Below are 19,917 nucleotides of genomic sequence, written 5' to 3' on the forward strand. Positions count from 1 at the left end.
ACTGCAACTAGAGGTGATGAAAATGAGAGAGGATAAAAATAACAAAACTTCTCAAAACCAAGATCCAAATCAAAAGGAAAATGGCCAATTACAAAAGAAACCGTGGTTTTGGCCAGTCGTTTACACAGGTGGTGCACTCGTTCTAGCAGGATTGTTATTTGGTTACAATAGTCTCGTATCAAAAGTAGAAGAGGCTCCTTTACCAGATTTAGCTGAAGTAGATCCTGGTCCTGTAGTAGAAACAAATGCACGAACTGAAAACATGATGTATCCATTCAAAGAAGAGAACTTTAGTAAAGTACAAGTCTTACAAGAATTTTACGAGTTAGAGGCAAATGAAGAGTCTCGTGAAAATGCACTAATGGTATTTAATCAAACATTTACTACATCTTCTGGAATCTCTATTGCTATGAATGGTGAAGAATTTGAAGTACTAGCTGCTATGAGTGGTAAAGTACTAGAGGTAAAACTAGACGCATTTACAGGCAATAAGATCGTGATCGAGCATCCAAATGGTATGCAAACACATTATAGCTCTGTAAAAGATATCGCTGTTAAAGAAGGCGATGAGGTTACACAAGGTCAAGCATTAGGTAAAGCGACTGACAACGAGTGGAATCAAGCGGCTGGCGTCCACATGCATTTCGAAATTCTTGAAAACGGAAAATATATCAATCCGAAAAAATTACTAGCTTTTTAATGAGAAAAGCTAGTAACGCATAAAAAGTCAGCATTTTATCAAGAAAATGCAAAATGTGTTCTGAATAGCTTTGTCCCCACATAAGGTGAAGAAATGCGCAAATGTGCATCTGATTGCCAAAGCATTTTGTGAAATTGTGTGGAAAGGACGAAGAACGTGCATGAGCACATTCGGAAGCGCTGCATACGCCTCGGTGAATTACTGATTGAGACGCGTGAGACTGTGCGTGTCCTCGCGAAAATGACTGGTTATTCAAAAAGTACGGTGCACAAGGATTTAACAGAGCGATTACCAACAATTCATGAAGGATTAGCTGACCAAGTGAAAGAAATACTCGCCTACCATAAGGCCGTACGTCATATTCGTGGAGGAGAAGCAACGAAAAACAAGTGGAAAGAAAGAGCGAGTCAAGAATGATTCGTTCTTTTTTGTTGTGCTGGACAAGAATAATTGATGATTTCTTAGGAATAGTAATTCTATATTATAGCCGTTCACAACCTAAAAAGAAAACAGTCTTATTCACTAAATTTAGGTGAAATTACCAATAGAATATGATAAAATATTCTAGATAAAGAGATAAAATGAACGTTATGTAGTTGGAACTGGCGGGAAGGAGAAATTATAGAATGTTTTCGAAAGATATTGGCATTGACTTAGGGACTGCGAACGTATTAATCCACGTTAAAGGGAAAGGGATCGTCCTCAATGAACCATCTGTTGTGGCGATCGATAAAAAGACAAATAAAGTATTAGCGGTAGGGGAAGAAGCCCGCCAAATGGTAGGGAGAACGCCAGGTAATATCACAGCTATTCGCCCACTAAGAGACGGAGTCATTGCAGATTTTGATGTGACAGAGGCGATGTTAAGACATTTCATCAATAAACTAAATGTAAAAGGATTTTTGGCGAAGCCTCGTATTTTAATTTGCTGTCCGACGAATATTACGAGTGTTGAACAAAAGGCAATCCGTGAAGCGGCTGAAAAATCAGGTGGTAAAAAAGTATATTTAGAGGAAGAGCCAAAGGTAGCAGCAATCGGTGCTGGAATGGACATCTTCCAACCAAGTGGAAATATGGTAGTCGATATCGGTGGCGGAACAACAGATATCGCCGTTCTATCAATGGGTGATATCGTAACAAGTGAATCCATTAAAGTAGCAGGCGATGTGTTTGATAACGATATTTTGCAATATATTAAAAAAGAATATAAATTGCTAATTGGTGAACGTACTGCCGAGGCAATCAAAATGACAATTGGTACAGTTTTCAAAGGTAGTCGTAATGATACAATGGATATTCGTGGACGTGATATGGTAACAGGTTTACCACGTACAATTACAATTGAGTCTGAGGAAATTGAACGTGCACTACACGAATCAGTAGCGATGATTGTCCAATCAGCTAAAAATGTCTTAGAAAAAACACCACCTGAACTATCAGCTGATATCATTGATCGTGGAGTGATTATTACTGGTGGTGGTGCATTGTTACATGGGATGGACCAGCTATTAATAGAAGAGTTAAAGGTACCTGTATTCATTGCAGAGAGACCTATGGATTGTGTAGCCATTGGTACAGGTATCATGCTTGAAAATATAGATCGTGTGCCAGCATCCTTATAAAATTAAAATGAGGTGATTTCTTTGTTTAAAGGATTTTATACAGTTGCAACAGGTATGATCACGCAACAAAGAAGAACAGAATTACTTACCAATAATTTATCAAATGCGAATACACCAGGATTTAAGGCAGATCAATCTACCATCCGCTCGTTTCCAGACATGTTAATGTCTAGCATTGGAAAAACAAATGCACCTGCTCATCAACAAGCCGGCGCTGATTATATGAGTCAAGTAGGAGCTTTAAATACAGGGACATATTTACAAGAAACATTGCCTAATTACATACAGGGCCAAATCTATAACACTGATTTTACAACAGATATGGCATTGATTGATGGAAACTTACCACAAAATGAAGATGGTGTTACTGGTTCAATTTTCTTCAGACTAGAGCATCCTAATGGTGGTGAGGCGTACACACGTAATGGTAATTTCACGCTAGATGGTCAAGGCTATTTAGTTAACGGTCAAGGATTATACGTACTAAACGATGCGGGCCAACGTATCCAACTACCAAATGATGATTTTCGTTTGGATGAAAGTGGCGCTATTTTTGTAAATGATCAACAAGTAGCTCGTGTTGGTGTATCATTCGCTGAAAATCCGAACATGCTACAAAAACAGGATAATGGCCTTATTCGTACAGCAAATGGTGAGAACTTGCCAACAGCCTATGGAGCGAATGGTGTTTCCTTTACACTACGTCAAAACTATTTAGAAGGTTCAAACGTAGATTCTAGTCGCACAATGACAGATTTAATGACAGCCTATCGTGCATTTGAAGCAAACCAAAAAGTATTGCAAGCTTATGATCGTAGCATGGAAAAAGCTGTGAATGAAATCGGAAAAATTTAATGGGCGAACAGGAGGCTTTTATCAATGCTACGTACAATGATTACAGCAACAAACACAATGGGTCAATTACAAAACAAACTTGATACAATTAGTAATAACATTGCTAACAGTAATACAACGGGCTATAAAGCAAAGGAAGCATCCTTTAATGAACTACTTTATCAGCAGTTTAATAATGATAAGCAGGATCGTGCTGAGCGTCAAACTCCTGTTGGTATTCGTTATGGAACGGGTGCAATGGTTGGGCAAATTAAATCCAATGAAAAGCAAGGTTCATTACAAACAACGAATCGTGATTTAGACTTAGCTTTCACAAAAGCGAAACAATATTTCAATATTTTAATGCCAGATGGTGAAAATGGAACAGAAACAGTGTATACTCGACAAGGTGACTTTTATTTATCTCCATTAAACAATGGAACAGTCATGCTCGTAACAGCAGAGGGATACCCTGTAGCAAATGCTGCAGGACAAGCTATTACATTACCAGATACTGTTCAAAAGTTTGCCGTTCGAGATGGTGGTGTATTAGAAGCATCTTATCCAAATGGGGATGTCATTCGTACGGATTTAGCTGTAACAGAATTCCAAAAACCGCAATTAATGGAGCATGTTGCTGGTTCTTATATGGGATTACCTAATAATTTAGCTGAACTTGGCTATACGCAGGCGGAAGTTCTAACAGAGCTTGTGGGAGCGAACCGTCAGCAAATTAGCATGCAAAGTGGTACACTAGAAATGTCCAATGTTAACCTCTCGAAAGAAATGACAGAACTCATTCAAACACAACGTTCTTATCAATTCAACGCAAGAGCGGTTACATTAGCAGATCAAATGCTTGGACTAATTAATGGCATTCGATAAGAAGTCATCCAAAACCGCATAGTAAGGAATGAAGAGGAGTACAATCTATGACAAACGATTCACGTCGACGTTCTGTGCCGACACAAGAAACCGATACGCAACCGCAACCAGAAAAGAAAGAACGCCGCTCGACTGGAGAGCAACGCGAGGTTCGATGGGTGCAAATCCGACTGATTCCGATTTGGTTACGCATTGTAATTGTTCTCATCTTAGTCGTTGTTGCCGCATCATTAGGCGCAATGTTTGGCTTTAGCGTTATTGGAGAAGGCAATGCTATGGATATTTTTAAAAGAGAAACATGGCAGCATATATTTGATATTATGAATGGTAAAGAATAACATTATTCTTTACCTTACTTTGTGTATACATACTTAATTTTGAGGGGGAAATGACATGTTAACAGCAGAACAAATTCAAGCAATTTTACCACACCGCTATCCATTTTTATTCGTAGATCGCATCGTTGAATTAGAAGAAGGGAAACGTGCTGTAGGTTTAAAAAACGTTTCAATCAACGAAGATTTTTTTAATGGGCACTTCCCAGGTTACCCTGTTATGCCAGGTGTGTTAATTGTGGAAGCTTTAGCTCAAGTAGGTGGAGTGGCTTTATTAAATGCAGAAGAATTTAAGGGCCGTTTAGCATTTTTAACGGGTGTTGACAATTGTCGTTTCAAACGTCAAGTCGTACCTGGCGACCAACTTAAATTGGAAGTAGAATTTGTAAAACTTCGTGGCGTAATGGGTAAAGGTCATGGTGTAGCAACAGTAGATGGAGAACTTGTATGTGAAGCCGATATTCTATTTGCAATTGGGCCTGAACAGCCTAAACAAGCTTAATTTGCATTTGTAGACCAAAAGATATAAAATAGATAAAGTCAAGTCAAAAATTGATTAGTAGGTTGTTAAATTGCGATGGCAAATAAGCGATTGTGAATTGAAATAGATGTAATTTTCAGGTTTTACGAATGTAGGAGGATTATTAAGATGTATAAGGAATTGTCTTCAGGTATTAAAATTAGCATTACTCGTTCGATTTCAACATCTTTTGAAACATACTTAGCAAGTATTGGTTGGGATGAAGAGCGCTTTTCCATGGAAGACTTCATTGCAAGCTGGCAGACTTATTTTCAGGAGAATGCCGCATGGATCGAAAAAATCCCTGCTGATACATTGATGAGTGCACAGTTTCATGAAGAAATGGCACAAAAAATCGATGAGGTTATTGCCAAAATTTTAAATGAAGAACCAACGGCGCAGCAAATCGAAACAATCGAAACATTGCAAAAAGAGCTAGGCACAAACTATAGCTACGACTGTAAAGCAGAAGCAGCTTATATTGAACAATTATTAAAAGAAAAACAAAAATAGTTTGTACAAAAATCGGATAGTTCCCTCCTTTCCCGGGCAATCTATGTAGGATCACAAATACAGATGATGTATTTGATGACATAGTACCCAAGAAAGGAGGTTTTTTACTATGTGGAAAATGTCATTTTTAACCATTATTCTTGCAACTGCATTCCTTGGAGGTTGTAACTGGGGAAATAAAGCAGTAGAAGATCACCCTGTCCGAGAAGTCGAGAATGACGTTCGTCGTGGTGTCGACGATGTCGAGGACGCATTAGATCCGAATAATCGTGATGATGCATACGATCGCAATAACGTAAATGGGAATGGTGTTGATCGAGGTACTGTAAACGATAATACAACATTACCTGAAGCAACAACACCTGGTTCAAATGCCGATATCAACGGCACAAACGGCTATGACAACACACCAAATGCAAACGGTGTAAATGGTGTTGAACGTAATGACAACATAAACAGCAACAATAATAATGATGTTGTCGACGATAAAGTTAACGACACTGAAAAGTACCGTGATGGTATGAACAACCGATAACATAAAAAGAGTGTTTCCTCTATGGAAAACACTCTTTTTCAATACCCGCGAAAGGGAAACGAATACCCGCGAAAGGGAAACGAATACCCGCGAAAGGGAAGCGAATACCCACGGAAGGAAAGCGAATACCCGCGGAAGGAAAGCGAATACCCGCGGAAGGAAAGCGAATACCTGCGGAAGGAAAGCGAATATCTGCGGAAGATAAGCGAATACCCGCGAGGCAAAGCAAAACCCCCATCAATAAAATTTCTTCATATGCTCCAGCAAATTTTCAGGTAAATGGTAAACACGATCCTTATAGGTACCGGTATATGGAAACTGAAATTTCCTTAACAATCGAGTAGCTGCATCGTTAGAATTAATTTTAAAAAAAGCTCGTAACTGCTGATTGGTAATACAATGACTAACTAATAACCGATAATCAAGCATGGCCTCTGCAAAAATTTCTATACTCCTATAATGACAAAACGAACATTTCCAAATGCCACGATGGAAATACATATTATTTTGATAGGAACATTTTGGACAAAGAACACCGTGTCGAAATCGTGATGGGGCTATCGTTGTATGAATCTGAGGAATCGTACGCTTAGCAAGTAAGCCTTGCACGAATTGAGTTAAATGATTATCCGTCATTATTTTTTTAGGATGCTTTTTAAAAAGTGACTGAAGATACTTATGAAGACCTGACACATGAAAAATGGGGAGAGTATTAGATGGATTGACAATGATTGTTGAAGGATTCGCTATAACAACAGCCCCTTCAACAGGGAGCGAATAACTTGCAAAAAAATCTTTAAGAAATTGTATATGACGCTCAGTTTGAGTAAGAGCATTTGGGAATCCTTCAACAGTACCATCAACCTTTGTGCGTGTGCATTGATGTGTGTGTTGATCAAATTCAAGTCGACCATGTATATTTTTGATTTCTATTACCAACATAAATTGAGGACAAATAAAAAGTGTATCAATCTGATGCAGATGTTGAGCAGTGTTCACAAGGCATACATTATGTAAGACAAAAAAGGTATTTGGGTATATTAATTCATGCCATACGCGATCAATCTTTTGCTCCCCCGCAAACCCTGCATCTAGTCGACGATACTGTTCTTGATAATAATGAAATTCTACATCATCCTTTAAAAGACGCCTCATCAAAGCCTCAAGCCATAATAATTTTAAAGGCTTCTCCCTCATAGTAACAACCAAATTTAACCCTCCTTTTTTAAATTGTATTGTACATAAAAATAACTGCTTGTCCAACAAAAAAGCGATGCAAAAATTCGCATCGCTAGTCATTTTTTAATTTTGGTCGCTTTTTCATATCTTGTGTAAAGCGATCTAATAAATCCTCTAGGGAAACGCCCTCAGCAAGTAACTCTGACAGTAATTGCTCAGCATATTTAGAGCGTTTAATTTTAAGCGTACCTTTTAATAGTACTGAAACATGGTCACCGATTTCTTCAACAGTATGTACGATCACCTGGAAAGGAGCGGGTTCATTATCTGGAAACGAAATAACTGCACGTACATTGAATACTGTAGCATTCGCTAAGAGCTCATCAAAGGTTGAGCGAAATTGTTTTTCCATAAACAATTCAAGTACCCAAGATTGATGACTATTTTCCTGATTAATAATGATGCCATCGATTAAAGGGAATGGTTGCACGCCATCTTTTGTGACAAGGTCAAAGGAAAGCATTTTAAATGTTTTCAATATGTATATTCCTCCTAAGTCTGTCATTCTTTTAGTATAACACATGAGGTAGCGGTTGTTTGTGATGTGCCCCTGTGACGATTTTTCAAAAACTGCGAAATTGCAGATTTCATGAAATAGCATTTGCTATTATAGCCTAAAGCATTCAGCTAAAAAATTAATAAAAAATAGAAAAACAAAAATGTTAATTTACCCAATTTATGCTCAAAAACTGAAGGAAATTAACAATATTGATTTTTGCTAAAGCCGGAATCATTTTGTAAGATGAGAGCAATCAAAAACAAAGGAGGTGAACGGATGAATCAAGTCGGATTGGTTGGAAGGTTTACGAAAGACCCGGTGTTACGTTACTTATCTGGAAATCGTGTGCAGACTCATTTTTCACTAGCCATTAACCGTAATTTTAAAAACAATCATGGGGAAGTAGATACAGATTTTGTTTTCTGTACAGCTTGGGGAAGGCTTGCAGAGAATATCGTTAAATATTGCGGTAAAGGTTCATTAATCGGTGTCAATGGCCGTATTCAAACAAGGTCATTTGTAAATGAGGAGAACACGAAGATTTTTATGACAGAGGTAGTGGTTGAGGATGTTAGATTTTATCAACTTAAACAAAGAGATAGTGACGAAACAGCTATAGTACCGTCGCAGCCACCGAATGAACAGGAAGGCTTAAAGGATTTTGTCTTACCTTAGCAAGGAAAGTTTACATACGGGGCAAGAGAACATTCATTGTCTGATCCGCCATTCTCCTTATATTTCTTGCACCGTAACAGCAGAAAGGAATGATGTGTACCACTAATAATAAACATTGCTGAAGACCGCACAGCAATGGAATTTACAACACAACTAAATATGAATGATGAAGTAAGTAGGGAAAAGAAGTAGCAAGTTCCACTAAAAGAGCGCCAAGAACTATTTGCTCTTGGCGCATCTCATTATTATATATCTAATGTTATTAAATCGCGGAGTTCTTGATCTTCTAACTCAGTCAACCACTGGCTTGATTGAATAAGCTCTTCCGATAATGCAGATTTCTGCACCAGCATTTTATCAATTTTTTCTTCGATCGTACCAATTGTCACAAATTTATGGACCTGCACAAATTGTGTCTGTCCGATGCGATAAGCACGATCTGTTGCTTGATTTTCGACAGCGGGATTCCACCAGCGATCCGCATGTAAAACATGAGTAGCAGCTGTTAAATTAAGTCCTGTTCCACCAGCTTTTAATGAAAGGATAAATATAGGGAAATCTCCTGCCTGGAAAGCCTCTACTAAGCGATCTCGCTGCTGCTTAGGCATAGCACCAGTTAAAAACGGTGCATCTACATTATATAATTCACTAAAGCAATGCTGTAGCAATTGTCCCATTCCAATATACTGTGTAAAGATGAGACATTGCTCCCCATTGTCCACAATCTCAGCTGCCATTTGTACAATGCGCTCTAGCTTAGTCGAACGTGCAAGCATTGTTTCGGCATCCTCGAAAGGTTCCTTTAAATATAAGGCAGGATGATTACATAATTGCTTTAATTTACTGAGCATCTTTAAGACGCGACCCTTTTTTTGAAAGCCTGTTAACTGCTCTAGTTGATCAAGTGTCTCTAAAATATAGCCCTCATAGAGTGAAGCTTGCTCTGTTGTTAATGGACAATATTCATTCGATTCTAGCTTATCAGGTAAGTTAAGCTGTAAATGTGGATCACGCTTTGTACGACGCAATAAGAATGGCTGAATTTTAGCTCGAAGCTTCTGCTTATGCGATTCTGATTCGTCCCGTTCAATAGGCAAAATAAATTCTTCATTGAAGCGGCCAAAGCTACCTAAATAGCCCTTATGAATGAAATCAAAAATAGCCCATAACTCAGATAAACGATTTTCTACAGGTGTCCCAGTGAGAGCAATGTGATGGTCACCTAGCAATTTACGAATGGCTTTTGATTGTAATGTTTGCATATTTTTTATATTTTGAGCTTCATCGAGTACAACCGTTGCCCAATCGATATTCTGTAAAAATTCAGTATCCTGTGACACAGTACCATAAGTTGATAAAATGACATGTGGCTTTTCTGCTGTCACTAGCTGTTTAAACTCTTCATCCTTTGCTCGATTTGTTTGATAATGCGTATGCACAATCAGGGACGGAGCAAATCGAGCAAGTTCTTTTTGCCAGTTCCCAAGCACTGAAGTGGGACAAATAATGATGGATGGCTTCGTGTAATCAGCTGCGGACTCATAAATATGAAGTAAATAGGTAATCAATTGAACCGTTTTTCCAAGGCCCATATCATCGGCTAGACAAGCACCGAAACCTTGTTGACGCATAAAGACTAACCATTCAAAGCCCTCTAATTGATAAGGGCGTAATTCGGTTTGTAAGGACAATGGGATTGGAACGGCAGGCAAGCCTTTCTTCTCCAAAAGCTGCTCCATGTATGCTTTTAATGATTGTTGTATTTCTAATGCAAAGATTGGATCATCTCTCAGTGCATCATCTGCATCTTCTTCCTCAAGAGGAGCAGACAAGTCTTCTGGTAACTCTCTAAATAACAATTCCCGAACAGTCCAGCTTTCATCTTCAGCCTGCTGCATTAATTCACGCATTTCTTGCATCCAATTGGCGTCTACTCGGAACCATTCAGTTCCAATACGAATAAATTCACGTTTCTCATCCACGAGCTTTTTAAATTGCTCAGCTGAAATCGTTTGTCCGTTCATAGAAAACTGCCATTTAAACGTTAAAATATCATCTAAACCTGCTACCTTTCTTGTGGAGACATTACTAGTTGTGACGCGTACTCTAATTTTGGATTGTTTTAAATCCTTTAGCCATGCTGGTAGTACAACATCAAAACCAAGTGCCTGCAATCTAGCGAGATCCTCACGTAGGAAAGAGCGCACTTCTAAATCTTCCAGTGTCACACGAATAAAGATGTCACTATTGATCGTATCGGTGGATAGAAGTTCTACAATTTGCTGTTGTTGCTGCGCAATTTCAGTTGCAAACATTCGCCACTTTGTAGGTAGTGCTTCTTCTATAGGTAAGGATTGTTTACGAATAGCAGGTGTCCAGTAGTTTTTTGTTGTAGCAGTACTTAGGACCGTTTCTAATAACCATACATCGGCATCTTCTTCTGGCTCACTTAACCGTAAAGAAACGGAAACAGCTCCAGCTTGACGAGCTTGATCCAATGGCCAGCCGCCTCGTAGGAAAAAGGGTAGTAATTTTGGTAAATCAGCTAGTATTAGCCCAACCTGTGAAAGCTTTTGCTGTACAGCTGTTTCCAATAATGCTGAATCTATATGATCAATAGGAAAACTTAATGATGAAAAATCATCTGCAATGACAGCATGTGACCAAAGTGAAGGCTCTTGCCAGTATTCCTGTAAGGCGTATACTTTTTTCAACCATTCCATACTATCTTCATTTGCACCAATCCAACTGATAAAGGGGTGCTGGAAGCTTGATGAAAAAATATCTAGTAACTCAGCTGTAGAAACCTCAATCGTAAAATCAGCCCGATTTGTTAATAATCCATAAACATTTGCCTCATAAGTAAAGAATAGCGAAGAAATTAATGTATCAACATCGATTGTTGTACCATTTGCAGTAAAACCCTGCAACGTAAAATATCCTTCCCGAGCTACTTCAATACGGAGCTGTTGTGTTTTGGAAAAAGGGGAAGGAGCATTTATTGTCATCATACTAAGTTTCCTTTCTCAATTTCTTCTTGTAACGCACGGAGTCGTTTATATTCTGCACGAATGGTTTGCATATATGTTTCAAAATAAGCTACTTTGCCAGCCCGTTTTGCAGCGCTACGCATACTTTTCCAAATACGCACAGCCTGCTTATAATTTAGTCGTGATTTTTGAGCAATTTCAGTCATGGCATAGACATGATATAAAGGTAAAACAATTGCAGGTTCAACCTGTAATACATCCTTTAATCCACACATTTCTAAATAGGATAGAGATGATGGGTTTAATTGATGGAGAGCTGCCCATTCACGATAACGTCCTTTTTTTATTAAAAAACTTGAGAACGGCTGTAGCCCATACACACCAAAGGCACTGTATAGCATTGCTTCCTCTTCATCTGTAAGCTGTATCTCGTCAAATAAAAGTTGGAATTGCCTTACGTATTGGGCACGCTGAACAACTGGAACGACTTCCTGTAGAAATTCTTCAGTCAAAGGTAAAATTGCTCGTAAAATGACTGCTAATGAATAGGACTCACCAGCACGTTGAGCAAAAGTAGCTAGTTCAAACAAATCCTGCATTTGTGGTAAATCAATCTGTGCCAAACTTTCAAGCAGCAAATCTTCTTTTTGTAATAGCACATAAAATAATAATTTTAGCGATTGTAGAGAAATTTCTGCTGAAGGGTGATCAAGATTATTTATAAATGCCAATTCCTGTTCACGTCGAGGCTTCTCATAAAAAAGCACTGCCCACAGCAGCATGTATAGACGAAGTCGGTTAGCGAAAAGCCCTTGTCGTTCTAATAAAAATTCTCTTACTAGCTCTTGGATGGCATCATAAAATGGGTCAGTCGCAAACAGACGTGACCGATTAGAAAGCTCTGTGAGAATGCTCTCAAAAGATTGAGTGCTTTGATCGATAAAATATTTCATATAAGGTGAATCTAACGAATGTCCAGGTGTTTCATTTAAATGCCGCCATATCGAATTAAAAATAGCTAGCTCCATATACAGCTTATAAAGGGGTTGCCATTCACGCTCAAAGGGCATATGTCGACGAAGACGCTCCAATGCATCGGTTCTTACAGCAGAAAGCCCATAGCCTTCTAGTACGCGCCCAGGTGGTAATAATCGTTTCATCACCTCATCCACCATCATCGACCAGCTTTGCGGGCTGCGTTCGTCTGCTAAAAATTTTAACTGAACTGATTTTTGAGCACGCCAAGCACTCGACCAATTTTGAACCGAATCAAAATATTGATAGAGAGCGAGTAAAGCACCTATTTGATGTCGGCACCATTTTGCTTGAGGACAGCTACAGTGTAGCTCTTCCTTGGAAAAATCAATTTCAACAGAAGCGGGTCTGACATCTTGAACACTTGCATATAATATAGAACTCGCTCCATTAAACCGTTCAAAAACAATGGATTTATTCCTTACAGAAAAGACAGCACGACGTACTAGTTCCTCATCCTCGGTAGAGGAAGGATGTAAGCCTTGTTCAGCTTCTTTTAATTTAGTCAGCACAAATGCTTGATGTTCCTTAGCTAACTGCGATATAGACAATGCCATAACCTCACTCCTTTCATCATGTATGGCTATAGTTAACATTGTTAATTGTAAAAAAGGAAAAAAAGACTGTCCTTCCATTATACGATTAAAATGCAGTAATGATAAGCTGAATGATCAGAAAGAAAAAAATGAAATAAAGATAGTTAACAAGGCTTTTGATTTGTGTTAAAATCTGAATAATCAGATAACTAGGGAGGGATGAAGGATGATGCAAGTTCAATACATGAAGCCGTTTTACACAAAAGTTACTGGAGATAAATTACGTCTCGTATTTGCTTATCAATATTTCTCTATTTTAAAAGAGAATGAGATTTTCCATTTCATTCCCATAGAAGGTAAAGAGATGATCATCAACATGAAGACACAGCAAATTGAAAATTTATCTGAGGTATTTGTTTTCCAAAAAGGAAATCGTTTTATTCGATTACCACTTTATCAACTATTGCTTATTACCAATGTTCACGAGCATCTAGCACCAATACTTGAAAGCGCTACACCAAAGCAACAAATTCCGATGGTTTCTACTGTGACGGTTGGCGAAATCGACCAGCTTATTGCAGAGCTAGAGGACAGAAATTTGGATCATTTAATTGATCAGGCATTATTAGAGAATGATAAAGTACTCTTTTTCGAGTTGCTACAGCAAAAGAGCCATCAACTTGGAGGTTTCAAAATTGAATAGATGGATTGTCCAGTAAGCACCTACTTTTCATAAATGAAAAGCAGGTGCTTTTATGATGTGGTTAATCAACTATAAAATGTTAATAACTCATAAAAAATTAGAAACCATTTCCAAAAATAAAGTCAATAGATGAGGGGACGAACCGATATATAGGTCAAGAAGGTGGTGAAATCATGCTTGGTAAGTGGTCAGCAACGGGGATGGCGATCCTGAATAATATGAATCGACATTATGGTTCGATGAGTAAAGCCATGCTACGAATTTCTTCCGGTTATCGGATTAATAGTGCGGCGGATGATCCGGCTGGACTGGCGATTTCTGAAAAAATGCGTGCTCAAATTCGTGGATTGAATATGGCAGCTAAAAATATACAGGATGGTATCTCTCTTGTGCAGTCGGCAGAGGGGGCACTGAATGAGACACATGCTATGATTCAGCGTATGCGTGAGTTAGCAGTGGAGGCAGCCAATGATACACTAACAGATGATGATCGTAAAAAATTAGATCTGGAATTCCAGGAATTAAAAAAGGAAATCCAGCGAACATCGACCGATACAGAATTTAATACGAAGACATTACTCAATGGGGATTATGAAACAAATGGCATTAAGATTCAAGCAGGCGCCAATGCAGGGCAAAGTATAGAATTACTTATCAATGGGATGGGGTCCGAGGCACTTGGTTTGAAGGATGCTTCCATTGCCACTCGTGAGGAAGCGGAAAAAGCCATGTCTTCAATGGATGAAGCCTTAAAACGAGTTTCCAATGAACGCTCACGACTTGGCGCCTATCAAAACCGCTTGGAACATGCCTACAATGCCAATGTGAACACCGCAGAGAATTTACAAGCAGCAGAGTCTCGAATTCGAGATGCAGATATCGCAAAAGAGATGATGAATATGGTGAAGGCGCAAATTTTGATGCAAGCAAGTCAATACGTGTTAGCCATGCATATGCAACAAGCACAATCGATTTTAAAATTATTAGAAGTAGGAAAAAAATGATGAATTTCAATGTTAATTGAAATTCATCATTTTCTTTTGAAGAAAAATTAATAATTTGGTAAGAATTATATTAAAATTTATTATTCGTCGCTTTAAAAATCCTTTAATATTTACATCATTTCTAGTGACTATTTTCAACCAAAACTATATTAAAACATCTTCACATGATTCTATTCGATTAACATTAGTTTCATAAATACAAGAAAAAACACCTCTGTATATTGTAAATTTTGGATGTTAATATATGATAAATATATCAATTAAATTAAAGGAGTATACCAAAAATGTTAAAGGATTTAGTTATAGATTTGACCGAAAACTATCATGATTTGGGCCATAATGGTAGCTCTGTTGATGCAATGATGGATTCTGTTGCTGGGATGGGGCATCGTATTAAACATGGGCATGATGCACAAGGGTTAATTGAGGCATATCAACTTGAAGGTATAGAGGGGATTGGACTTTGGTTTGACCATATGACAAAAGACTTTACCTCCCCAGCAGGCATCCCTTTCCCTTTTTCGGAAGCTATTTATAATGTTAGCGGTATGCAAATGAATACTGCGATTGATTGGCTTACAGTAAATGCCTTCGATGCAGGTTCGCTTATTACACAAGAGATAGCCTTAAAATTATCAAAAAACAACCCAAAAGCATATAAAATAGCTTTTCTTCTTGGCTCTGGCATAGGCATTATTGATGATAATCCTCTTATTGTTGTTGCCAATACATTACGTCTACTAAAACAAGGAAAATTGCATCGATTAGTAAGTGATTCTTCAATACAATTTTTTAACCGTACAGCTCAAATTGCGGGGAGGGTATGTATGGGCACAGCCGCCATTACACTAAGTGCAGGTGTTGTTGGTATAAATATCCCAGAGAATATAGAGGAACTTGGTGATAATTTTGATTTGGTAGAAGGATTATCAGATGTTGCGGATATTTTAGATGGAGTGGTTTCTTTTGGTGTGATGTTATTAGTTTCAAAAGGGATTAAGGGTTTAGCAAATGAATGGAACAAAGAGTTAGTTGAAGAGGTACAACTTATTGAAGAGGACTTGGCCATGTTTAAATCATTAAAGCAACAAGTAAGTAATGGTGCTTCACTATCAGTAATCGCCCTATTAATGGACGATATGAAGCAGCGTAATTTGTTGCCAAATAAACAATTGCTTTTAGGTGATATACAATGATAGGTGCGTTGGTAAATACGTATAGAGGATTTAAAGATAACCATGAATTAAAAAACCGTAGATATATTTTAGAAAGAGAGTTAAGTACAAATGACTCTATCGATAAAATACTGGACCAAATGGAGGATCCTTTTGAACGAATACTAGCAAAAAATCAGCTTACTTTAGCAGAATTTATGAATGAACGGCAAAATGATCAATCTATGAAACAAATGAAAAAAATGTGGGAGATGGTGAAAAAGCAAATGACAGCAAATATTCAAGCAACAGAAGAACAATTAAACAATGTAAATGCGACAAAGTTAGATATTGCTCGAATTGTAACAACCTTGACTCAATTATCAAATGAGCTTGATTTGGAATTAGAAGATGTAAGGCAGCGAATTCCATTAAATGGAAATTTACAAATTAAATTAGAAGATCTTCAAAATCATCCTCTGATTATTTCTTTAAAAAAGCAGTCAGGTAAACAGCAAATCGATTTATTAAAATTCAAACAGGATATTACTCAATTTACACAAGAATATCATCAATTTAAAACACAATATAACAAAGACTTTGGTGAAAATAGAAATAGTGTATTATTATTAAAATTTCAATTGAAAAATTCAACTGAGCGAATTGCTGATTTAGAGGAGAAACTATTAGAACATACGGAGGCAACTGATCAATTAGAAAAAGTTATGAATAACAGAATGACGCAGTTAAAAAACCAAGATGAAGGCATTCTAAGTAAGGTAGATTCAGTAATAAAAGAGCTTTATACTACCATGGATGAATTAAATGAACTAAAAAAGGTTGTTGATATACGAACATCTAAAATAGAATCACTATTACAGGATCAATATCAGCAATGGACTACTCGTGCACACAAGCTAGATCAGTCCATCCAAGAGCACTCAAGACATACTAAAATGACTCTACTAAAACTAACTGTTCCTTTATATGTGATTGTACTAGGCATTATTATTTTTTTATTTCAATAATTAAATGAAAACGAAAATGTTTTTGTTCACCTAAGACAATAAAAGATGAATTTCAATATTTACTTTTGAAATTCATCTTTTATTAATTATATTCTTCTTTGTACTTTTGAAAAAGCTTCAATTGCTAATTTAGCTGTTGCTGTTGCTTCGTCTTGCAATGGGATGACAGCCTGGCGCATTTTTTCTTGAACCGTTGTATAGGATTCAAGGATTGCCACAGCTTGTTCAAACAATGTCACACCATTCCAATCATCTACTTCGACATGACCGATTACAGGTTGTTCAACGATATCAGCAAATGCATCAATTTTCGGATCATACGAAATCGCAATAAAAGGTGTTGCATAGATTGCAGAGAAAATTAAGGAATGTAGTCGCATACCTATTAATAGTTGCGATTGACCAATCACGGCAATTTTCTCCTCAATGGATAAATCAGCAGGAGCAATCAAGCTCTTTTCCTTCATAAGTGCTGCTACTTCCTGTGAAGTGATAAAATCATGCTCACCATGCATAGGGAGGAAGACGATTTGCTCACCTTGGCGTGCTAATTCATCTAGGCTGTGTGCGATTTTTTCTTTGTAGGCAACAGCAGAAGGCCAGTCACGAACACTTACCGAGATATAGCTATCGGCTGACAAAGATTCATTTTCTAACCAATCACAATGAAAGTCATTACCGTTTAGTCCCATAACAGGGTCGGGTACGATCATTGTTTCTTTTCGTACGCCGATCTCTGTTAAAAGAGCTAGAGAGGCTCTATCTCTAACGGTTATTTGCTCGACCTTATTAAAGACTGTACGAACAATGAATTTACTAAGCGAATGATTAATCGGACCCATGCCTTGGGCGTAAACAAATACTGGTTTCTTCAACCATTTTGCAATTTGAATAACGCCCGCATAGTAAGGAATAGTTTTCATGCCTGTTTGATCCTGCATGAGGCTGCCGCCACCACTAATAAGTCCATCTGCTGTCTTAAGTAATTGGCGAATTTCTTTCATTTTCCAACGATTAACGGCTTTGACACCATATGTTAGCTCAGTAGCTGCTGGGTTATTAGATAATACCGTGATCTCTATATCATTTTGCCACTTTTTGAGAGATTGGATGATGGACAGTAGAATGGCATCATCTCCGACATTATCGAATCCATAATAGCCAGATAAAACAACGTGCATTATGACCACCTCGCGATTGCCTTAGAAACCCAACGATAACCGATTTTGAAGAGTAGGATAAACACTAGTCCTACTACAAGACCAAGAGATACGCTGTACAGTGTGCGTAAGACAGAAACAGCTACTGGGATGTGTAGGTGAGTAAATGTATTCATGATGGATAAGAAACCGATAACACCTGGTACAAGGAGAATGCTACCCCATTTGCGATTAATGCCCATTACATATAACGCTAAAATGAAGAATGGGAAACCAATTAAAAATTCCTTCGTTCTTGGTCGAACATACAATGTATTTTCTAGCCATTGTCTAAAGGCTAATTCCATATCACTTACAGAGCCAGAGTTACCTGTTCGGCTAATGTAAAATAATCCGATACCTGCCAATACAACGAGTAGTAGCACATGCCAATATTTTAGTTCTTTATTTAACAATGTTACCGTATTCGATAAAGAGTTCTTAATGTTTTGATCTGCTAGTCGGTTAATCTCAATCACTGTAAATAATAAAACACCCATGATTGGAATAAGATAAACAAGCTTAACCCCTTTAAACACTGCAAAGCCTGTCATAAAGGCATTACCATTCAATAAGCCAATAACAATAACAATTCCAATAACACTAATCGCTACTGCTTTTAAATATTGGATCAATATGTTAGACAGCTTCGTAGAACCTTGCGCCGATTTGATGACTGCATAGGTTGGTGCAAGGACTGCAATAATGAGTGCAAATGCTTGTAAGAAAAGGGTACTTTTTAGGATAAAGTACGCAATGGCTAGTACAGCCATAAAGCCAGCTGCTGCGATACGAAGAGGCAGCCATTTTACTAATTCTGAAATGATAAAGGTAAATAAAATACCTGCTACTAATACGGCTGCTGTAACCCAAGCTGGTACGGCTACTTTATCAAACAGCTTTGGTTCACCTGGTTGGAAATGATCTGGCATTGTGTCATGCACGCCATTTAAGTAATCAATCGTTTCTTCTACATTTTCTTTGGCATTGCCTGTTGTTTTAATATGATAGAAGATGGAGCGAATATTACGCTCTTTGACAGCACGTGTTGTACGGTCAATACTTGCATTTAACTTTAATTTAGTCTCTCTGTTGACATTGATACTATGCAAACGAATCATATTGTAATCCGTCATTTGAGCGATTTTACTTTCACCTTTAAGTGGGTTACTTTCAATTGTGTAGAAGTAATAGCCAGCATCATTTAATTTTTCAACTAATTGATGGCCGTCTTCTTGTCCAAAACCAATAGCTTCATCACCTTGACCAAGTAAGCGGCCAGCAGAAGCTTCTTTTAAAGCGACTAATTGATTAACCAACTTTTCATTAGCTACTTCATTATCTGCATTTTCTACCTTAAAGATGTGAGCTAGTCCATGCTTACTAATCATGTCAATAGCAGGCTGATCGTAGCCAATTGGTGTTTTTAAATCAAAATTGTGGTTAGAAGCAGGAAGGAAATAGAAAGCTTCTTCTCCTATTTGTACTTCCGCTGGTTCAACGCTCTCCATGATTAGCTTTTGGTAGCTTTCATTTTCAGGCACTCGAATATAATAGCCACTATTAGAGATATCAACAGCATCTTTATAAGGTGTAAACAATAATTGTGCTGCTAATTCACTTTCTTTATAAACGGTAATTAAGTTTTGCTTTTCCATTTCCTTTAATGTTAAGGGCTCTAGACTCACAGTATTCAGTCCAGCATCCTTTAATGAGGAAAGGATTTCATCCATTGTTAGGTCGCTATTTTTTTCTGCGGTTTGTATTTCATCATAGGGAATGACAATCTCATAAGCATCATTCGATTGCTCCGCATTCCACCTCATCATGATACCTGTAGAGGAAACGACGAGTAAAAGAACAATGATTCCCCAAAGCCATTTCTGTTTTGACATAAGTGTCCTACCTCTC

The 19,917-nt window shown here is 37.7% G+C and carries 20 protein-coding genes; 14 read left to right on the forward strand and 6 right to left on the reverse strand.

Annotation, left to right across the window (positions count from 1 at the left end):
• Positions 1 to 22 precede the first annotated feature (22 nt).
• The 9 genes from MHB40_RS02940 (at position 23) to MHB40_RS02980 (ending at position 5,944) form a co-directional block, all read left to right on the forward strand.
• Positions 23 to 700, forward strand: coding sequence for a M23 family metallopeptidase (locus MHB40_RS02940; RefSeq protein ID WP_205446863.1), 678 nt, complete (start codon positions 23 to 25; stop codon positions 698 to 700).
• A gap of 156 nt (positions 701 to 856) precedes the next feature.
• On the forward strand, positions 857 to 1,117 hold the full coding sequence (locus tag MHB40_RS02945) for a sporulation transcriptional regulator SpoIIID (protein WP_004269485.1): 261 nt from the start codon (positions 857 to 859) through the stop codon (positions 1,115 to 1,117).
• Positions 1,118 to 1,326: 209 nt separating this feature from the next.
• Positions 1,327 to 2,322: a rod shape-determining protein gene (locus MHB40_RS02950; protein ID WP_004269486.1), complete on the forward strand. Its 996-nt coding sequence runs from the start codon at positions 1,327 to 1,329 to the stop codon at positions 2,320 to 2,322.
• 21 nt (positions 2,323 to 2,343) lie between these two features.
• Positions 2,344 to 3,177 carry a flagellar hook-basal body protein gene (locus MHB40_RS02955; RefSeq protein ID WP_205446864.1) on the forward strand — a complete coding sequence of 278 codons (834 nt, stop codon included), beginning with the start codon at positions 2,344 to 2,346 and terminating at the stop codon, positions 3,175 to 3,177.
• 24 nt (positions 3,178 to 3,201) lie between these two features.
• Positions 3,202 to 4,041: a flagellar hook-basal body protein gene (locus MHB40_RS02960; RefSeq protein ID WP_342533859.1), complete on the forward strand. Its 840-nt coding sequence runs from the start codon at positions 3,202 to 3,204 to the stop codon at positions 4,039 to 4,041.
• A 47-nt stretch (positions 4,042 to 4,088) separates the two neighbouring features.
• Positions 4,089 to 4,379: a DNA-directed RNA polymerase subunit beta gene (locus tag MHB40_RS02965; RefSeq protein WP_205446875.1), complete on the forward strand. Its 291-nt coding sequence runs from the start codon at positions 4,089 to 4,091 to the stop codon at positions 4,377 to 4,379.
• A gap of 55 nt (positions 4,380 to 4,434) precedes the next feature.
• Positions 4,435 to 4,878: a 3-hydroxyacyl-ACP dehydratase FabZ gene (fabZ, locus tag MHB40_RS02970; protein ID WP_205446885.1), complete on the forward strand. Its 444-nt coding sequence runs from the start codon at positions 4,435 to 4,437 to the stop codon at positions 4,876 to 4,878.
• A 147-nt stretch (positions 4,879 to 5,025) separates the two neighbouring features.
• Positions 5,026 to 5,409 (forward strand): hypothetical protein, encoded by a 384-nt coding sequence (locus tag MHB40_RS02975; RefSeq protein WP_205446887.1) that lies wholly within the window; start codon positions 5,026 to 5,028, stop codon positions 5,407 to 5,409.
• Positions 5,410 to 5,518: 109 nt separating this feature from the next.
• Positions 5,519 to 5,944, forward strand: coding sequence for a hypothetical protein (locus MHB40_RS02980; protein ID WP_205446888.1), 426 nt, complete (start codon positions 5,519 to 5,521; stop codon positions 5,942 to 5,944).
• 237 nt (positions 5,945 to 6,181) lie between these two features.
• Here the strand turns inward: MHB40_RS02980 and MHB40_RS02985 are convergent, their stop codons facing one another.
• Both MHB40_RS02985 and MHB40_RS02990 read right to left on the reverse strand, forming a co-directional pair.
• Entirely contained in the window at positions 6,182 to 7,153 is a 972-nt protein-coding gene (locus MHB40_RS02985; RefSeq protein WP_342533860.1) for a nuclease-related domain-containing protein, read from the reverse strand.
• An 82-nt stretch (positions 7,154 to 7,235) separates the two neighbouring features.
• Positions 7,236 to 7,661 carry a YwpF family protein gene (locus tag MHB40_RS02990; RefSeq protein ID WP_342533861.1) on the reverse strand — a complete coding sequence of 142 codons (426 nt, stop codon included), beginning with the start codon at positions 7,659 to 7,661 and terminating at the stop codon, positions 7,236 to 7,238.
• Between the two features lie 297 nt (positions 7,662 to 7,958).
• Between MHB40_RS02990 and ssb the strand changes: the two genes are divergently transcribed.
• Positions 7,959 to 8,357 (forward strand): single-stranded DNA-binding protein, encoded by a 399-nt coding sequence (ssb, locus tag MHB40_RS02995; RefSeq protein WP_205446890.1) that lies wholly within the window; start codon positions 7,959 to 7,961, stop codon positions 8,355 to 8,357.
• Between the two features lie 245 nt (positions 8,358 to 8,602).
• Here ssb and MHB40_RS03000 read toward each other — a convergent pair whose 3' ends face one another.
• Positions 8,603 to 11,368 (reverse strand): DEAD/DEAH box helicase, encoded by a 2,766-nt coding sequence (locus MHB40_RS03000; protein ID WP_342533862.1) that lies wholly within the window; start codon positions 11,366 to 11,368, stop codon positions 8,603 to 8,605.
• Positions 11,365 to 12,939 carry a hypothetical protein gene (locus MHB40_RS03005; protein WP_205446894.1) on the reverse strand — a complete coding sequence of 525 codons (1,575 nt, stop codon included), beginning with the start codon at positions 12,937 to 12,939 and terminating at the stop codon, positions 11,365 to 11,367. Before MHB40_RS03005 ends, MHB40_RS03000 begins: the two co-directional genes overlap by 4 nt.
• A 205-nt stretch (positions 12,940 to 13,144) precedes the next feature.
• On the opposite strand from MHB40_RS03005, the gene MHB40_RS03010 reads away from it, so the two are divergent.
• From MHB40_RS03010 to MHB40_RS03025, 4 genes are all read left to right on the forward strand, one after another.
• Complete coding sequence (locus MHB40_RS03010; RefSeq protein WP_342442433.1) at positions 13,145 to 13,621, forward strand: transcriptional regulator; 477 nt, start codon at positions 13,145 to 13,147, stop codon at positions 13,619 to 13,621.
• Positions 13,622 to 13,794: 173 nt separating this feature from the next.
• Entirely contained in the window at positions 13,795 to 14,625 is an 831-nt protein-coding gene (locus tag MHB40_RS03015) for a flagellin (protein ID WP_342533863.1), read from the forward strand.
• 284 nt (positions 14,626 to 14,909) lie between these two features.
• A complete protein-coding gene (locus MHB40_RS03020; protein ID WP_342533864.1) occupies positions 14,910 to 15,821 on the forward strand; it encodes a hypothetical protein in 912 nt (303 codons plus the stop codon).
• Positions 15,818 to 16,807 (forward strand): hypothetical protein, encoded by a 990-nt coding sequence (locus tag MHB40_RS03025; RefSeq protein WP_342533865.1) that lies wholly within the window; start codon positions 15,818 to 15,820, stop codon positions 16,805 to 16,807. The genes MHB40_RS03020 and MHB40_RS03025 overlap by 4 nt, the downstream gene beginning before the upstream one ends.
• Positions 16,808 to 16,893: 86 nt before the next feature.
• Here MHB40_RS03025 and csaB read toward each other — a convergent pair whose 3' ends face one another.
• Both csaB and MHB40_RS03035 read right to left on the reverse strand, forming a co-directional pair.
• Entirely contained in the window at positions 16,894 to 17,988 is a 1,095-nt protein-coding gene (gene csaB, locus MHB40_RS03030) for a polysaccharide pyruvyl transferase CsaB (RefSeq protein WP_342533866.1), read from the reverse strand.
• Positions 17,988 to 19,901, reverse strand: coding sequence for a DUF5693 family protein (locus tag MHB40_RS03035; protein WP_342533867.1), 1,914 nt, complete (start codon positions 19,899 to 19,901; stop codon positions 17,988 to 17,990). The genes csaB and MHB40_RS03035 overlap by 1 nt, the downstream gene beginning before the upstream one ends.
• Positions 19,902 to 19,917 lie beyond the last annotated feature (16 nt).

The organism is Lysinibacillus sp. FSL K6-0057 (assembly GCF_038630885.1).
Classification (GTDB): Bacteria; Bacillota; Bacilli; order Bacillales_A; family Planococcaceae; genus Lysinibacillus; species Lysinibacillus fusiformis_F.

Excerpts from the sequence above, each read along its gene's own strand:
- MHB40_RS03025 (WP_342533865.1), top strand. The coding sequence starts at position 15,818 with ATGATAGGTGCGTTGGTAAATACGTATAGAGGATTTAAAGATAACCAT.
- MHB40_RS02940 (WP_205446863.1), top strand. The coding sequence starts at position 23 with ATGAGAGAGGATAAAAATAACAAAACTTCTCAAAACCAAGATCCAAAT.
- MHB40_RS02960 (WP_342533859.1), top strand. The coding sequence starts at position 3,202 with ATGCTACGTACAATGATTACAGCAACAAACACAATGGGTCAATTACAA.
- csaB (WP_342533866.1), bottom strand. The coding sequence starts at position 17,988 with ATGCACGTTGTTTTATCTGGCTATTATGGATTCGATAATGTCGGAGAT.
- MHB40_RS03015 (WP_342533863.1), top strand. The coding sequence starts at position 13,795 with ATGCTTGGTAAGTGGTCAGCAACGGGGATGGCGATCCTGAATAATATG.
- MHB40_RS02975 (WP_205446887.1), top strand. The coding sequence starts at position 5,026 with ATGTATAAGGAATTGTCTTCAGGTATTAAAATTAGCATTACTCGTTCG.
- ssb (WP_205446890.1), top strand. The coding sequence starts at position 7,959 with ATGAATCAAGTCGGATTGGTTGGAAGGTTTACGAAAGACCCGGTGTTA.
- MHB40_RS02980 (WP_205446888.1), top strand. The coding sequence starts at position 5,519 with ATGTGGAAAATGTCATTTTTAACCATTATTCTTGCAACTGCATTCCTT.
- MHB40_RS03010 (WP_342442433.1), top strand. The coding sequence starts at position 13,145 with ATGATGCAAGTTCAATACATGAAGCCGTTTTACACAAAAGTTACTGGA.
- MHB40_RS02965 (WP_205446875.1), top strand. The coding sequence starts at position 4,089 with ATGACAAACGATTCACGTCGACGTTCTGTGCCGACACAAGAAACCGAT.
- MHB40_RS03020 (WP_342533864.1), top strand. The coding sequence starts at position 14,910 with ATGTTAAAGGATTTAGTTATAGATTTGACCGAAAACTATCATGATTTG.
- MHB40_RS03000 (WP_342533862.1), bottom strand. The coding sequence starts at position 11,368 with ATGATGACAATAAATGCTCCTTCCCCTTTTTCCAAAACACAACAGCTC.
- fabZ (WP_205446885.1), top strand. The coding sequence starts at position 4,435 with ATGTTAACAGCAGAACAAATTCAAGCAATTTTACCACACCGCTATCCA.
- MHB40_RS03035 (WP_342533867.1), bottom strand. The coding sequence starts at position 19,901 with ATGTCAAAACAGAAATGGCTTTGGGGAATCATTGTTCTTTTACTCGTC.
- MHB40_RS03005 (WP_205446894.1), bottom strand. The coding sequence starts at position 12,939 with ATGGCATTGTCTATATCGCAGTTAGCTAAGGAACATCAAGCATTTGTG.
- MHB40_RS02950 (WP_004269486.1), top strand. The coding sequence starts at position 1,327 with ATGTTTTCGAAAGATATTGGCATTGACTTAGGGACTGCGAACGTATTA.